The following is a 15,092-nucleotide window of genomic DNA, read 5'->3' as shown; positions in this document are numbered from 1 at the left end:
CATCTGCCACGAAACAGTTCAGACACCGAAAGGCACCATGAGCATCGAACTGACCGACGCCGCCCCCGTCGAGCGCGCCGAGGAGATCCTGACCCCCGAGGCGCTCGCGTTCGTCGAGCAGCTGCACCAGCGATTCGCCGCGCGGCGCGATGAACTGCTCGCCGCCCGGGCCGGCAAGCGGGAGCGGGCGGCGGCGGCGAAGTCGCTCGAGTTCCTCCCGGAGACGGCCGAGATCCGGGCCGGCGACTGGCAGGTCGCGCCGGCGCCCGCCGCGCTGCAGGACCGTCGGGTGGAGATGACCGGCCCGGCCAGCCCGGCAAACATGGCCATCAACGCGTTCAACTCCGGTGCCAAGGTATGGCTCGCCGACCTGGAGGACGCCAGCTGCCCCAGCTGGCCCAACGTCATCGACGCGATCCTCAACCTCCGTGACGGCGCTCGCGGGACGCTGTCGTTCACCCGTACCGGTGCCGATGGAAAGGCCGGCAAGGAGTACAAGCTCCGGACCGACGCGCCACTCGCCGTCGTGGTCGCCCGGCCGCGCGGCTGGCACCTGCCGGAGGCACACGTGATCGTCGACGGCAAGATCGGCGTCGGTGCGCTGGTCGACTTCGGGCTGCACTTCTTCCATCTCGCGCAACTGCTGATCGACAACGGCCAGGGGCCGTACTACTACCTGCCCAAGATGGAGAGCCATCTGGAGGCCCGGCTGTGGAACGACATCTTCACCTTCGCCGAGGACTACCTGGGCATCGAGTACGGCACGATCCGGGCCACGGTGCTGATCGAGACCATCCCGGCGGCGTTCGAGATGGAAGAGATCCTCTACGAGCTGCGTGATCACGCGTCCGGGCTGAACGCCGGGCGCTGGGACTACCTGTTCAGCATCATCAAGTACTTCCGCGACGCCGGTCCCGAGTTCGTGCTCGTCGACCGAGCCGACATCACCATGACGGCGCCGTTCATGCGCGCCTACACCGAGCTGCTGGTGAAGACCTGTCACAAGCGCGGCGCGTTCGCGATGGGCGGCATGGCCGCATTCATCCCGAGCCGCAAGGACGCCGAGATCAACGCGGCCGCGTTCGCGAAGGTGAAGGCGGACAAGACCAGGGAGGCCGGCGACGGCTTCGACGGCTCCTGGGTCGCCCACCCCGACCTCGTGCCGGTCTGCCAGGAGGTGTTCGACGGCGTGCTCGGCGAGCGGCCCAACCAGATCGACCGGCAGCGGCCGGAGGTCTCGGTCACCGGGCCGGAACTGCTGGACGTGAGCTCGGCGCAGGGCGACAACACCGAGCAGGGGCTGCGGAACAACCTGGAGGTCGCGGTCGCGTACACCGCGGTCTGGATCTCCGGCAACGGTGCCGTCGCGATCCACAACCTGATGGAGGACGCCGCGACCGCGGAGATCTCCCGCTCCCAGGTCTGGCAGCAGATCAAGAACGAGGTGGTGCTCGCCGACACCGGCGAGACCGTCACCCGCGACCTGGTCTCGCGGATCCTCGACGAGGAGGTCGAGGGTCTGCGCACCCAGGTGGACGCGGAGCGGTTCGAGCGTTACTACCTGCCGGCCAAGACACTGATCGCCGATCTTTGCCTGAGCGAGGATTTCACCGACTTCCTCACCCTGCCCGCGTACGAGCTGGTCAAATGAGTCTGAACACGCGCCCTGAGCCCACCTCCACGCGCCCTGAGCCCACCTCCACGCGCCCTGAGCTTGTCGAAGGGCGGTTGCCCGACGCCACGCTCGCCGCGCTGGACGACCGGCTGGCCGAGACCGACGCGTTCCTGGCCCGGGCCTACCCGGGCGAGGACGGCCGGCGCCAGCCGGTGCACACCGTGTACATCGCGGCGGACCGCTACACCCCGGAGCTGCCGGCCGAGTGGGGCCGGATCGCCCTGGACGTGGTCGCCGAGCATGGCGGGATGGCGGCGCTCTGCCGCGAGGTCGGGCTGTCCGACGAGCTGACCGCGCAGGTCGCCTCGCGGGTCGAGGCGAAGCTGGTGAACGAGCCGATCGAGGACCTCCGGCTGGACTTCGAGGACGGCTACGGCAGTCGCGGCGACGAGACCGAGGACGCCGACGCAACCGCCGTCGCCGGCCGGCTCGCGAACGCGCTCGAGGCCGGTGTCGCGCCCGCGTTCGTGGGCCTGCGGTTCAAGTGCTTCGAGGCGCCGACCCGGCGCCGGGGCGTACGCACGCTGGATCTGTTCCTCAGCACGCTGCTCGCGGCCCACGGATCGCTGCCCGACGGCCTGGTGATCACCTTCCCCAAGGTGAGCACGGTCAGTCAGGTCGAGGCGATGGTCGCCGTCTGCGAGGCGTACGAGGCGGCCGCCGGCCTGCCCGCCGGCCGGCTCGGCTTCGAGATCCAGGTGGAGACCCCGCAGTTGATCATGGGTGCGGACGGCTCGGCCGCGGTCGCCGCGGCGATCCATGCCGGGGCCGGACGGGTCACCTCGCTGCACTACGGTACGTACGACTACAGCGCCTCGCTGGGGGTTTCCGCCGAATACCAGTCGCTGGCCCACCCCGGCGCGGACTACGCGAAGGCCGTGATGCAGGCGGCCGCCGCCGGCACCGGCGTGCACCTCGCCGACGGCTCCACGAACATCCTCCCGCTCGGCGACGCCGACGCCGTGAAGGCCGCCTGGCGACTGCACTACGACCTCGTTCGCCGGGGGCTGGAACGGGCCTACTACCAGGGCTGGGACCTGCATCCGCACCAGCTCCCGACCCGCTACATCGCCAACTTCGCCTTCTATCGCGAGGGTTTCAGCCGCGCGGCCCAGCGGCTGGCGACGTACCTCGGCAAGGCCGACTCGGCGATCATGGACGAGCCGGCCACGGCCAGAGCGCTGGCCCGCTATCTCTACCGCGGCTTCGTCTGCGGAGCCCTCGACGCCGACGAGCTCACCCGCGCCGCCGGCGCGACCCCGGCCCAGCTCGAGTTGCTGGCCCGGCCCAAGTCCGACACCGAGCAGCTCGTGGGCTGACCGGCCGGACCGCCATCACCGACCCATCACCGACCCATCACCGACCGACAGACCACCGACCGAGCGGTTCACCGACGAACCCAGAAAGAAGCGCATCGTGACGAGCCCCAGCACCTCGACGAACTGGTACTACGCCCCCACCGGCGGCCACCCACCGCAGACCGAGTTGCTGACCGACCGGGCGATGTTCACCGAGTCCTATGCGGTGATCCCGCGGGGGGTGATGCGCGACATCGTGACCAGCTTCCTGCCGTTCTGGGAGAACACCCGGCTGTGGGTGATCGCCCGACCGCTCTCGGGCTTCGCCGAGACCTTCTCCCAATACATCGTCGAGGTCTCGCCCGGCGGCGGCAGCGACCGGCCCGAGCTGGACGCGCAGGCCGAGGGGGTGGTCTTCGTGGTCGAGGGCGAGGGCCTGCTCACCGTGGACGACCAGGAGCACCGGCTCGACGCCGGCGGTTACGCGTACCTTCCGGCCGGTCAGCGCTGGACCCTGCACAACGAGGGCAGCGAGCCGCTGCGCTTCCACTGGATCCGCAAGGCGTACGAGCCGGTGGACGGGCTCGACCGGCCCGAGGCGTTCGTCACCCACGAGAACGACGTCGAGCCGAGAGAGATGCCCGGCACCGAGGGGCGCTGGGTGACCACCCGGTTCGCCGACCCGAGCGATCTGCGGCACGACATGCACGTCAACATCGTCACGTTCCAGCCCGGTGCGGTGATCCCGTTCGCCGAGACCCACGTGATGGAGCACGGCCTGTACGTCCTCGAGGGCAAGGCGGTGTATCGCCTCAACCAGGACTGGGTCGAGGTCCAGGAGGGCGACTTCATGTGGCTGCGTGCCTTCTGCCCACAGGCCTGCTACTCCGGCGGCCCCGGCCGCTTCCGTTACCTGCTCTACAAGGACGTCAACCGGCACGCGAAGCTCTCCCGGCAGTTCGTCTAGGTTTCCCGGATGTCGCCTGAGCCTGTCGGACCGCCGCTCGTGCGGCGCTTCGACAGGCTCAGCGCGTTTGCCGGGGGTCTGCGTGGCGGGCTGTTCGAGGCGCCAGCGAGGGGCCGGACTCAGCGGAAATCTTGAACGATTCCAGTTGACAAAGCGACCGCAGCGGTCAAGAATTAGACATAGCGGAAATCAAGTTCCACTATACGAAATAGCCGAGATCGTGAGGAGCTATTCGGTGCCAACCCTGGCCGAGTTCAACGCCGCGGAGCAGCCCGCCGCAGTCGCGCTGGTTCGCCCGTGCCTGGATGTCGACCGCTGGATCGACGCGGTGGTCGACGGCCGGCCGTACGGCGACGTCGCGGCACTCGTCGACGTCGCCCAGACGGCGGCCGACCCGTTCACCGACGCCGAGCTGGACTCCGCGCTGAGGCACCACCCGCGGATCGGGGAGCGGGCCGGCGGCGCGAGCGCGGAGGCGAACCACTCGCGCTCCGAACAGTCCGGGGTCTCCGCCGACGACGATGTGCAGCGCCGGCTCGCCGAAGGCAACCGCGCCTACGAGGAGCGCTTCGGGCACGTCTTCCTGATCCGGGCCGCCGGCCGGTCGGGCGAGGAGATCCTCGACGCGCTGGAGCAGCGGCTGGCCAACGACGCCGAGACCGAGAAGTCGATCATGGCCGAGCAGCTGCGACAGATCGCGGCGCTCCGGCTGGAAGGGATCTTCGGATGAGCTACGTGACCACCCACGTCCTGGACGCCACCGCCGGCCGGCCGGCCGCCGGCGTCGCGGTAACGCTGGCCACCCTTTCCGGCGAGCCGATCGCCAGCGGAGTGACCGACGACGACGGGCGGGTGGCCGAGCTCGGTCCCGACCGGCTCGAGCCTGGCGACTACAGAATCGACTTCCGGACCGGTGACTACTTCGCCGGCCGCGGGGCCGAGACCTTCTACCCCCAGGTCTCGATCTGCTTCTCCACCAGGGCCGATCAGGGTCACTACCACGTGCCGCTGCTGCTCAGCCCGTTCGCCTACTCCACCTACCGCGGCAGCTGAGCGCCGCAACCGTTCGTCCCCACACCCAAACCCCACCACGACACAGGAGTCAGTGACATGAGCGAAGTCGTCCTCACCGCCAACCAGTACGGCAAGGCCGAGAACCGGGTGGTCAAGATCACCCGGGACACCGACCGCCACGAGATCGAGGACCTGAACGTCACCTCGCAGCTGCGCGGGGACTTCGCCGCGGCCCACACCGACGGCGACAACGCGCACGTGGTCGCCACCGACACCCAGAAGAACACGATCTTCGCCTTCGCCCGGGACGGTGTGGGGTCGCCGGAGGCCTTCTTGATCCGGCTGGCCGACCACTTCACCGGCGACTTCGACTGGGTCACCGGTGGCCGCTGGGCCGCCGAGCAATACCGCTGGACGCGGATCAACGACCACGACCACTCCTTCTACAAGAGCGGTCCGGAGACCCGGACCGCCGTGCTGGTCCGCGACGGCGACACCGACACCATGATCAGCGGCTTCTACGGTCTGACCGTGCTGAAGTCGACCGGTTCCGGCTTCGTCGGCTACCCGAAGGACAAGTACACGACGCTGCAGGAGACTACCGACCGGATCCTGGCCACCGACATCGCGACCCGCTGGCGCTACAACACCACCGACATCGACTTCAACGCGGTCTACGACGACGTGCGCTCGATCATCCTCGCCGCCTTCGTCGCCGAGTACTCCAAGGCGCTGCAGCAGACGCTGTACCAGATGGGCGAGGCCGTGATCAGCGCGCATCCGGAGATCGACGAGATCAAGTTCTCCTGCCCGAACAAGCACCACTTCCTGTCCGACCTGTCGTTCTGCGGCCTGGACAACCCGAACGAGGTGTTCTACGCCGCCGACCGCCCCTACGGCCTGATCGAGGCCACCATCGCCCGCGCCGGAACCGACGCGGCCGATCCGGCCTGGGTCGGCATCGCCGGCTTCTGCTGACCCGCGCTCGCAGCTGAGGAGACCCCCATGAATCAGTCGAATCCCTCGCGCGGCGCCGCGGCCACCGCGGCGGTGGCCGCGCGCCCGGAGGACGAGTTCCTCGGCGTCGGCCGCAGCTTCGCCTACGGCGCCCAGCACGTCCTCACCATGTACGGCGGGATCATCGCCCCGCCGCTGATCATCGGCGGCGCGGCCGGCGTCCCGCCGGCGCAGCTCGGGCTGCTGGTCGCCAGCTGCCTGTTCATCGGCGGGCTCGCCACGATCCTGCAGTCTGTCGGCGTGCCGTGGTTCGGCTCCCAGCTCCCGCTGGTGCAGGGGACGTCCTTCGCCAGCGTGGCGACCCTGACGGCGATCGTTACCCAGGGCGGCGGGCTGCCGGCGGCGTTCGGGTCGGTGATGGCCTCGGCTGCGATCGGGTTGGTGATCACCCCGTTCTTCGCCCGGATCATCAAGTTCTTCCCACCGGTCGTCACGGGCACGGTGATCACCACGATCGGTCTGAGTCTGATGCCGGTCGCGGCCAACTGGGCGATGGGCAACAACTCCAAGCTGCCGACGTACGGTTCGGTGGAGAACATCGCGCTGGCCGGTTTCACGCTGCTCGTGGTGATCGTGCTGAGCCGGGCGAACATCCCGGCCATCTCCCGGCTGTCGGTGCTGTTCGCGATCGTCATCGGCACCGTCGCCGCCGCGATCGTCGGGATGGCGAACTTCTCGAATGTCGGCAACGGTCCGATCGTGGCCTTCCCGGCGCCGTTCGCGTTCGGCTTCCCGACCTTCACCGTCGCCGGCGTGTTGTCGATGACCATCGTCGTGCTGGTGATCCTCACCGAGACCACCGCCGACATCCTCGCCGTCGGCGAGATCGTGAAGACTCCGGTCGACCGCAAGCGGATCGGCAACGGACTTCGGGCGGACATGGGCTCCTCGATCATCTCGCCGATCTTCAACGGCTTCACCCAGAGCGCGTTCGCCCAGAACGTCGGCCTGGTCGCGATCACCGGCGTCAAGAGCCGGTTCGTGGTCACCGCCGGCGGTGTGATCTTGATGGTGCTCGGCGTCCTGCCGGTGCTCGGCCGGGTCGTCGCCGCCATCCCGTACCCCGTGCTCGGTGGTGCCGGGCTGGTGCTCTTCGGAACCGTGGCGGCGTCCGGCATCCGGACCCTGGCGAAGGTCGACTACCGGGGCAACATGAACCTGATCATCGTGGCCATCTCGATCGGCATGGGCATGATCCCGATCGCTGCCCCGACGTTCTGGAACGACTTCCCGGGTTGGTTCCAGACCATCTTCCACTCCGGCATCAGCTCCGCGGCCATCACCGCCGTGCTGCTGAACCTGTTCTTCAACCACATCAAGTTCGCCCGGCAGAAGCCCGGCTCGTCGGTGTTCGCCGAGGCCGACCGCTTCATCGACTTCACCGAGGTCGAGGCGTTCGCCAAGCTCAAGGAGGGCGACCGGATCGAGGACGGCCACGTCGTCGACGCCGACGGCAAGCCCGTGCCGCTCCGCCGCGAGGACGGTGAGCTCGTGCACGCGCCGGTCCTCGGCTCGCCGGACGAGCACTGAGTTGACTGTTCCGCTCGGCAAGCCTCGCTTCGCGCTCCGCTGCGCTTCGGGCCCGCTCGTTCGTCGGTTCTCGTAAAACGGAAAGACGTGTTTCACGAGAACCTCCTGCACTCCCGGGCGCGCAGCGTCGATCGGGGGTGGGTCCGCGTGCAGGTGTTCGGGCGGCCCCTGCCGAGCAGCAGCGATACCTACTAGGCTCGGCTTGTCCGACCGCCGGGGCGCCACCCCATGCCTCGGCGGAGACTCAGGAAGGAAGTTGCCAGCAGCAATGAGCCCAGATCAGCGGATCGACCCCGAAGAGACCTCCGAATGGCTCGAGTCCTTCGACGACCTGGTGGCCGCGCGGGGACGTGAGCGCGCGGCCGACATCCTCAAGGCGCTGAGCGAGCGGGCCCACGCCGTCGGCGTGGCCACGCCGCCGCCGGGTGGACCGAGCGCGTACACGACGGACTACGTGAACACCATCCCGGTGTCGGAGGAGCCGGAGTTCGCCGGCGACGAGGATCTGGAGCGGAAGTTCCGCAAGCTGATCCGCTGGAACGCCGCGGTGCTGGTGCACCGGGCGCAGCGGGCCGATGTCGGCGTCGGCGGTCACATCTCGACCTACGCCGGCGCGGCCACCCTGTACGAGGTCGGCCTGAACCACTTCTTCCGCGGCCCCGACCACCCCGGCGGCGGCGACCAGGTGTTCTTCCAGGGCCACGCCTCGCCCGGCATGTACGCCCGCGGCTATCTCGAGGGCCGGCTGAGCGAGGAGGACCTGAACGGGTTCCGGCAGGAGAAGTCGAAGGCGCCGCACGGGCTGCCGTCGTATCCGCACCCCCGGCTGATGCCGGAGTTCTGGCAGTTCCCCACGGTGTCGATGGGCATCGGCCCGATGAACGCGATCTATCAGGCGCAGTTCAACCGCTACCTGATGAACCGGGGCATCAAGGACACCTCCAACCAGAACGTCTGGGCCTTCCTGGGCGACGGTGAGATGGACGAGCCGGAGTCGCGCGGGCTGCTGCAGCTGGCCGCCAACGACAAGCTGGACAACCTGACCTTCGTGATCAACTGCAACCTGCAGCGACTCGACGGGCCGGTGCGCGGCAACGGCAAGATCGTCCAGGAGCTGGAGGCGTTCTTCCGCGGTGCCGGCTGGGACGTGATCAAGGTGATGTGGGGCCGGGAGTGGGACAAGCTGCTGGCCAAGGACCAGAGCGGCGACCTGGTCCGGATCATGAACGAGACGCTGGACGGCGACTACCAGACGTACAAGGGCGAGTCGGGCAGCTACATCCGGGAGAACTTCTTCGGCAAGTCCGCGGCCACCAAGCTGCTGGTCAAGGACATGACCGACGACCAGATCTGGAACATGAAGCGCGGCGGCCACGACTACCGCAAGGTCTACGCCGCCTACCATGCGGCCACCGTGCGCAACGGCAAGCCGACGGTGATCCTGGCCCAGACGGTGAAGGGCTACGGCCTCGGTGCCAACTTCGAGGCCCGCAACGCCACCCACCAGATGAAGAAGCTGAAGCTGGACGACCTCAAGGCCTTCCGTGACCTGATGGACATCCCGATCAGCGACGCCGAGCTGGAGAAGGACCTGTACGCGGCGCCGTACTACCACCCGGGGGAGAAGGCGCCCGAGATCGAGTACGCGCTGGAGCGCCGGCGTGCGCTCGGCGGCTTCGTCCCCGAGCGGCGGAACAAGCCTCGTGAGCTGGCCATGCCGGCAGAATCGATCTACGCGACCACCCGAAAGGGCTCGGGCAAGCAGCACGCGGCCACCACGATGGCGTTCGTCCGGCTGCTCCGCGACCTGATGCGGGACAAGGAGATCGGACACCGGATCGTGCCGATCATCCCCGACGAGGCGCGCACCTTCGGGATGGACTCCTTCTTCCCGTCGGCCAAGATCTACAACCCGAACGGGCAGCACTACACCTCGGTCGACCGCGAGCTGTTCCTCGCCTACAAGGAGTCCGAGCACGGCCAGCTGCTGCACGTCGGGATCAACGAGGCCGGCTCGATGGCCGCGTTCACCGCCGCCGGCACCAGCTATGCCACTCACGGCGAGCCGATGATCCCGGTCTACATCTTCTACTCGATGTTCGGTTTCCAGCGGACCGGCGACTCGATGTGGGCGGCGATGGACCAGATGACCCGGGGCTTCATCATCGGTGCCACGGCCGGCCGGACCACGCTGACCGGCGAGGGTCTGCAGCACGCCGACGGCCACTCGCCGGTGCTGGCCGGCACCAACCCCGCGATGAAGGTCTACGACCCGGCGTTCGGCTACGAGATCGCGCACATCGTCCGGGCCGGTCTGGACCAGATGTACGGCCCGGACAGCGACGACCGCAACCATATGTACTACCTGACGGTCTACAACGAGCCGATCATCCAGCCGGCTGAGCCGGACGGCGCCGACGTCGAGGGAATCGTCCGCGGCCTGCACCGGATCAGCACCGGCGGCGACGGGCCCAAGGTCCAGCTGCTCGGCTCCGGGGTGTCGGTGCCGTGGGTGCAGGAGGCAGCGGTCGTCCTCGGCGAGGAGTGGGGGGTCAGCGCCGACGTCTGGTCGGTCACCTCGTGGGTCGAGCTGCGCCGCGACGGGCTCGCGGCGGAGGAGCACAACTTCCTGCACCCCGACGAGCAGCCGCGGGTGCCGTATCTGACCACCAAGCTGGCCGACGCGCAGGGTCCGGTGATCGCCTCCACCGACTACATGTCGGAGGTGCCGGACCAGATCCGCCAGTACGTCCCGAACGCGTGGGCGACGCTCGGTGCCGACGACCATGGCTTCTCCGACACCCGGGCGGCGGCGCGACGGTTCTTCCACATCGACGTGCACTCGATCGTGGTCCGCGCGCTGCAGGAACTGGCTGCGGCCGGACAGGTCGACGTGAGCGCACCGAAGGAGGCTGCGGAGCGCTACCGGCTGCTCGATGTCAACGCCGGCACCACCGGCAACGCGGGCGGCGAGTCCTAGCCCCGCGACGTGTCAGGTTCTCAGCGCGTCATAGCGTGCTGAGAACCTGACAACTCGGGAGGGGAAGCGGAGTGCCGCATCGTCACAGGCTGCTGCTGGAGCTCGATCTCACCCAACCGTTGATCGAGCCGAGCGCCGACGACCCGTTGGAGCGCTTCTTCGCTCGTGGGCGGCGGCTGCTCCGGCCGACGCTGCGGGCGCTGCACCAGGCCGCCGGGGACGCGCGGGTCGGCGGGCTCATCGCCAAGGTCGGCGGGCCGCTGCCGTGGACGGTTGTCGAGGAGCTGCGGCTCGGCGTTGCCGCGTTCGCGAAGAGCGGGAAGCCGGCGACGGCCTGGGCGGAGAGCTTCGTGCTCGGTGGCGCCGGGATGGCGTCGTACGTGCTGGCCAGCGCTTTCGACGAGATCTGGCTGCAGCCCGGCGGCGAGCTCAGCCTGCCGGGCGTCGCCGTGGAGACGACGTTCCTGCGCGGGGCGCTCGACCGGCTCGGTGTGCTGCCCGAGTTCGAGCAGCGGCACGAGTACAAGAACGCCCCCGACCAGCTGCTCCGGACCGGATACACAGACGCGCACCGGGAGGCGCTGACCCGGCTCACCGGCTCCGTCTTCGAGACAGCCATCGACGCGATCGGGGACGGCCGGGGGATGAGCCCCGACCGCGTCCGGGAGCTGGTCGACGCCGGACCGTGGACGGCGCCCGAGGCGCTCCGGGACGGCCTGGTCGACCGGCTCGGGTATCGCGACGAGGTGTACGCGGCCGCGCGGGCGGCCGTCGGGGACGGGGCGGTCACCCTGTTCGCCGACCAGTGGAAGCCGCGCCGCCGGATCCGACCGCCGGCCCGGCTGCGGCAACACGTCGCCCTGGTCGAGGCCCGCGGTGCGATCGGATCGGGTCGCAGCCGACGTACGCCGATGGGGCGGTCGCTGGGCAGCGACACGGTCGCCGCCCAGCTGCGGGCGGCGCTGCGCGACGAGCACGCCCGCGCCGTCGTGCTGCAGGTCGACTCACCGGGCGGATCGGCGGTCGCGTCGGAGGTGATCTGGCGGGAGCTGGTCAGGCTGCGCGAGGCGGGCCGGACGACCGTGGTCTCGATGGGTGCGCTGGCGGCGTCCGGCGGCTATTACATCGCGTGCCCGGCCGAGGTCATCGTCGCGCTGCCGACCACGCTGACCGGGTCGATCGGGGTGTTCGGCGGCAAGCTCGTGGTGGAGCAGCTGCTGGAGCGGGCCGGGATCACCGGCGGCTCGGTCGAGCACGGGGCCCACGCGCGGATGTGGTCGGCGCGGCGCCCGTTCACCGCGGCCGAGCGCGAGCGGTTGGCGGCGAGCGTTGACGCGATCTATGCCGACTTCGTCGGCAAGGTGGCGGCCGGTCGCCGGCGCGACATCGGCGAGATCGAGCCGCTGGCCCGCGGCCGGGTCTGGAGCGGCCGGGACGCGCTGCGGATCGGTCTGGTGGACGAGCTCGGCGGGCTCCGCGACGCCGTCCGGATCGCCCGGGAACGAGCCGGCCTGCCCGACCGGGCACCGGTCCGGCCGGCCCTCCGGGTGCCGCCGCTGGCCCGGCTCGGCAAGCCGAAGAACAGCGACGATCCGCGGGCGGCGGCGACCACGCTGGGTGCCGCGGTCGGCGACCTGGCCAGCCTCGGCCGGACGCTCGGCCTGCCGCAGGGGACCGAGCTGCTGATGCCGGGCATCACGATCAGCTAGCCGCCGGGGTCCGTCGGATCCGGACAATCGCGCCCATCCGTCTCGGGGCGGCGACGTACCTGCGGGACGGCCCGGCCCGACGGGACGTCCGGCCCTGCAGCGCGGTCGCGGCCTGGGCGAACCTGGAACCATGCCCGCACGCCCGGCACGGGTGCGGATCCCGGAGCGACGAAGGAGCCCCCGATGAGTCAGGTCACCGACGACGATCGCGCCGCGTACGGCGCCTGGTACTACTGGCAGGAGGCCACCGGCGCGCAGGCGCTGGTCGCGGCGGCGGTGCTGGCGCCGAGCCCGCACAACAACCAGCCGTGGACGTTCCGGATCGACGAGGGCGGGATCGAGATCTGGCCGGACGAGTCGCAGCGGCTCGGCACCCTCGACCCGACCGATCGCGAGCTGCACATCTCGCTCGGGACGGCGGTCGAGAATCTGGTGCTGACCGCCGCTGCGCGCGGCTCCGCCACCCGGGTCACCGTCGTCGACGATCCGGTCCACGTCCGGATCGACCTCGAGCCGGCGCCCGGTGCGCTGGCGGGTCCGGGCGACCGCCCGCGGCTGTACGAGGCCATCGGCGAGCGCCGGACGAACCGCGGCCCGTTCACCGAGGTGGCCGTTCCGGCCGGGCTGCTGGCCGACTTCAGCCGGCAGGCCGGTCCGACCGACGGGCTGGACGTGCGGTGGCTGACCGACTGGTCGCAGCGCGACGCGTTCGGCGAGCTGCTGGTCGAGGCGGCCGAAGCGGTCGCCGCCGACGCGCAGCAATCGGCGGACAACTATCGCTGGTATCGCCACGGCGTGGGCGACATCGTGCGGAACCCCGAAGGGCTGACCCAGGACGCGCAGGGGCTGGGCGCGGTCAAGCGGGCGATCGCCAAGGCGCTGCCGCCCGGCAGCCGCGAGGAGGTGGACCGGTTCTGGGTGAAGCAGACCAAGACGGTGCACACAGCGACCGCGTCCGCGTACGGGCTGGTGCTGAGCACGGACCCGGACTCGGTCGAGCAGCGGGTGGCGGGCGGCCGGCTGCTGCAGCGGATGGAGCTCGCCGCGACGCTGCGCGGGCTGGCCTTCCACCCGATGACCCAGATCACCCAGCGGATCGACCGCGACCGGACGCTGGGTCGCGAGCCGGCCTTCGGGCCGCGGATCGCCGAGCTCGTCGCGCCGTCGCAGCAACAACTGCTGATCAACTTCCGGGTCGGGTATCCGGTCCGGTCGGCCCGGCGCTCGCCGCGCCGCCCAGTGGCCTCCTTCCTGCGCTGAGCCGGCGAGACGTGGGGTCGCCCGGGCGAGCGGTGGGACCGCTGCGGGCGCTATGTCGGAGCCGCCGTTTACCCTGGCGCTCATGTCCGATCCGGCTCGCGCGCAGGTGCTGCGCCTGGCGCCCGACTCGGCGTCGATGGTGGCGGCACAGCGGCTCGCCCGCTCTGGCTCGTGGCGCGACGTCGGCGGGTCGGAGCGCGGCATCTGGGGGCTGTGTGCGGGCAGCGCGGCGGCGCCGTACGAGACGGTGGTCGACCTGGCCGGGATGGACGGCGCCTGCACCTGTCCCAGCCGGAAGCGACCGTGCAAGCACGTGCTCGCGCTACTGCTGCTGTGGACCGACGACGGCATCGGGGTGGCGGCCGAGCCGCAGTTCGTCACCCGCTGGTTCGACCGGCGCAGCGCGGCCGCCCAGCGGGCGGCGACCACGATCCGCGGCGGCACCGAGCGCGGCAGCGGCCTGGCCGACCCCGACGCCGCGGCCAAGCGCGCCGCCGAACGGCGCCGCCGGGTCGATCTTGGGCTGACCGAGCTGGACACCTGGTTGCGCGACCAGGTCCGGGCGGGGCTGGCGACCCTGCCGCGCGCGGGTTATGGCCACTTCGACGCGGTGGCCGCGCGGATGGTGGATGCGCAGGCGCCCGGCGTGGCCGGCACCCTGCGCGGCATCCCCGGCGAGCTGGTCGGGGCGGATTGGCCGGAGCGGGCGCTGCACGCTCTCGGCGGGCTCCGGCTGCTGGTCCGGGCGCACCAGGGTCTGGACCGGCTGCCGCCCGACCTCGCCGCGACCGTCCGCAGCCGGGTGGGCTACCCGGTGAGCAAGGACGAGGTGCTGCGCGGCCCGGGGGTGGCCGACCGGTGGCACGCGCTGGCGGCGGTGGACACGATCGAGTTCCAGCTGGAGAGCCGCCGGGTCTGGCTGCTCGGTGAGCGGACCGGGCGCTGGGCGGTGTGGCTCGCCTTTGCGGTCCCCGGTCAGCCGATGGACACCTCGGTCCAGCCTGGCCAGCTGATCGACGGTGACCTGCACTTCTATCCCGGCTCGGGTCAGCATCGGGCCCTGGTCGGAGCCGGGCGGCGCACCGACCCGGTGCCGTTCCCACCGCGGGGGGAGGGCCTGGCCGAGGTCCGTGCGGCGTTCGCCGAGCTGCTGGCGGCGGATCCCTGGGCGAGCCGGATGCCGGCGCTGGTCCGCGGAGTGCCGGTGGCGCCGGACGAGCCTGGCCGGCCGTGGCTGCTCGCCGACGGCGCCGGCGAGACCTGCTCGCTGGAGGATGCCGGCACCGATCCGTGGATGCTGCTGGCTCACTCCTGTGGCGACCCGATCAGCGTCTTCGGCGAGTGGCACGGCGGCCGGCTGCTGCCCCTGGCCGTGCTGGCCGAACCGGCGGCGGTGCCGGCGTGACGGCCACGGTGCCCGCGGTCTGGACCGAGATCGTGACCACCGCCCTGCTGGGCACCACCCGGCGCCCGCTGCCCGCCGAGCAGCCGGCCTGGGCGCCCGAGGCCCCGGCCGCCGCCGGCGCCTCGCCCGAGGCCCAGCTGCTCGATCTGGCGGCGGCTCACCGGGTTGCGGCGGCGGCCGGCCGGTTGCCGCAGCGCCCGCCGGCGGGTGGGTCGGCGGCTGCGCCGGCGGGTGAGG

The 15,092-nt window shown here is 70.7% G+C and carries 12 protein-coding genes; all 12 read left to right on the top strand.

Features of this window, described 5'->3' with window-relative positions; translation table 11 throughout:
* Positions 1-37: 37 nt before the first annotated feature.
* A complete protein-coding gene (aceB, locus tag ABD747_RS00230; RefSeq protein WP_344801051.1) occupies positions 38-1,651 on the top strand; it encodes a malate synthase A in 1,614 nt (537 codons plus the stop codon).
* Between the two features lie 77 nt (positions 1,652-1,728).
* Complete coding sequence (locus ABD747_RS00225) at positions 1,729-2,994, top strand: DUF6986 family protein (RefSeq protein WP_344801050.1); 1,266 nt, start codon at positions 1,729-1,731, stop codon at positions 2,992-2,994.
* Positions 2,995-3,091: 97 nt separating this feature from the next.
* Positions 3,092-3,940 (top strand): bifunctional allantoicase/(S)-ureidoglycine aminohydrolase, encoded by an 849-nt coding sequence (locus tag ABD747_RS00220; RefSeq protein ID WP_344801048.1) that lies wholly within the window; start codon positions 3,092-3,094, stop codon positions 3,938-3,940.
* A gap of 235 nt (positions 3,941-4,175) precedes the next feature.
* Positions 4,176-4,670, top strand: coding sequence for a 2-oxo-4-hydroxy-4-carboxy-5-ureidoimidazoline decarboxylase (gene uraD, locus ABD747_RS00215; RefSeq protein ID WP_344801047.1), 495 nt, complete (start codon positions 4,176-4,178; stop codon positions 4,668-4,670).
* Positions 4,667-4,993: a hydroxyisourate hydrolase gene (gene uraH / locus ABD747_RS00210; RefSeq protein WP_344801046.1), complete on the top strand. Its 327-nt coding sequence runs from the start codon at positions 4,667-4,669 to the stop codon at positions 4,991-4,993. The genes uraD and uraH overlap by 4 nt, the downstream gene beginning before the upstream one ends.
* Positions 4,994-5,050: 57 nt before the next feature.
* Entirely contained in the window at positions 5,051-5,932 is an 882-nt protein-coding gene (pucL, locus tag ABD747_RS00205) for a factor-independent urate hydroxylase (RefSeq protein WP_344801045.1), read from the top strand.
* Between the two features lie 27 nt (positions 5,933-5,959).
* Positions 5,960-7,501 carry a nucleobase:cation symporter-2 family protein gene (locus ABD747_RS00200; protein ID WP_344801044.1) on the top strand — a complete coding sequence of 514 codons (1,542 nt, stop codon included), beginning with the start codon at positions 5,960-5,962 and terminating at the stop codon, positions 7,499-7,501.
* Between the two features lie 202 nt (positions 7,502-7,703).
* Positions 7,704-10,481 (top strand): pyruvate dehydrogenase (acetyl-transferring), homodimeric type, encoded by a 2,778-nt coding sequence (gene aceE, locus ABD747_RS00195; RefSeq protein ID WP_425562455.1) that lies wholly within the window; start codon positions 7,704-7,706, stop codon positions 10,479-10,481.
* A 71-nt stretch (positions 10,482-10,552) separates the two neighbouring features.
* On the top strand, positions 10,553-12,190 hold the full coding sequence (gene sppA, locus ABD747_RS00190) for a signal peptide peptidase SppA (RefSeq protein ID WP_344801042.1): 1,638 nt from the start codon (positions 10,553-10,555) through the stop codon (positions 12,188-12,190).
* 183 nt (positions 12,191-12,373) lie between these two features.
* Entirely contained in the window at positions 12,374-13,450 is a 1,077-nt protein-coding gene (locus tag ABD747_RS00185; protein WP_344801041.1) for an Acg family FMN-binding oxidoreductase, read from the top strand.
* Positions 13,451-13,532: 82 nt separating this feature from the next.
* Complete coding sequence (locus tag ABD747_RS00180) at positions 13,533-14,855, top strand: SWIM zinc finger family protein (protein ID WP_344801040.1); 1,323 nt, start codon at positions 13,533-13,535, stop codon at positions 14,853-14,855.
* Positions 14,852-15,092: DUF5691 domain-containing protein (locus tag ABD747_RS00175; protein ID WP_344801039.1), on the top strand; the 241-nt coding region annotated here is incomplete at its 3' end. The genes ABD747_RS00180 and ABD747_RS00175, both read left to right, overlap by 4 nt.

Source organism: Microlunatus ginsengisoli (genome assembly GCF_039537205.1).
GTDB lineage: Bacteria > Actinomycetota > Actinomycetes > Propionibacteriales > Propionibacteriaceae > Microlunatus > Microlunatus ginsengisoli.
The sequence above is the reverse complement of the archived record's forward strand: the minus strand, read 5'-3'. Positions and strand labels throughout refer to the sequence as shown.

Coding starts and splice junctions, on each gene's coding strand:
- pucL (WP_344801045.1), top strand. CDS start 5,051: ATGAGCGAAGTCGTCCTCACCGCCAACCAGTACGGCAAGGCCGAGAAC.
- ABD747_RS00200 (WP_344801044.1), top strand. CDS start 5,960: ATGAATCAGTCGAATCCCTCGCGCGGCGCCGCGGCCACCGCGGCGGTG.
- ABD747_RS00185 (WP_344801041.1), top strand. CDS start 12,374: ATGAGTCAGGTCACCGACGACGATCGCGCCGCGTACGGCGCCTGGTAC.
- aceB (WP_344801051.1), top strand. CDS start 38: ATGAGCATCGAACTGACCGACGCCGCCCCCGTCGAGCGCGCCGAGGAG.
- uraH (WP_344801046.1), top strand. CDS start 4,667: ATGAGCTACGTGACCACCCACGTCCTGGACGCCACCGCCGGCCGGCCG.
- ABD747_RS00180 (WP_344801040.1), top strand. CDS start 13,533: ATGTCCGATCCGGCTCGCGCGCAGGTGCTGCGCCTGGCGCCCGACTCG.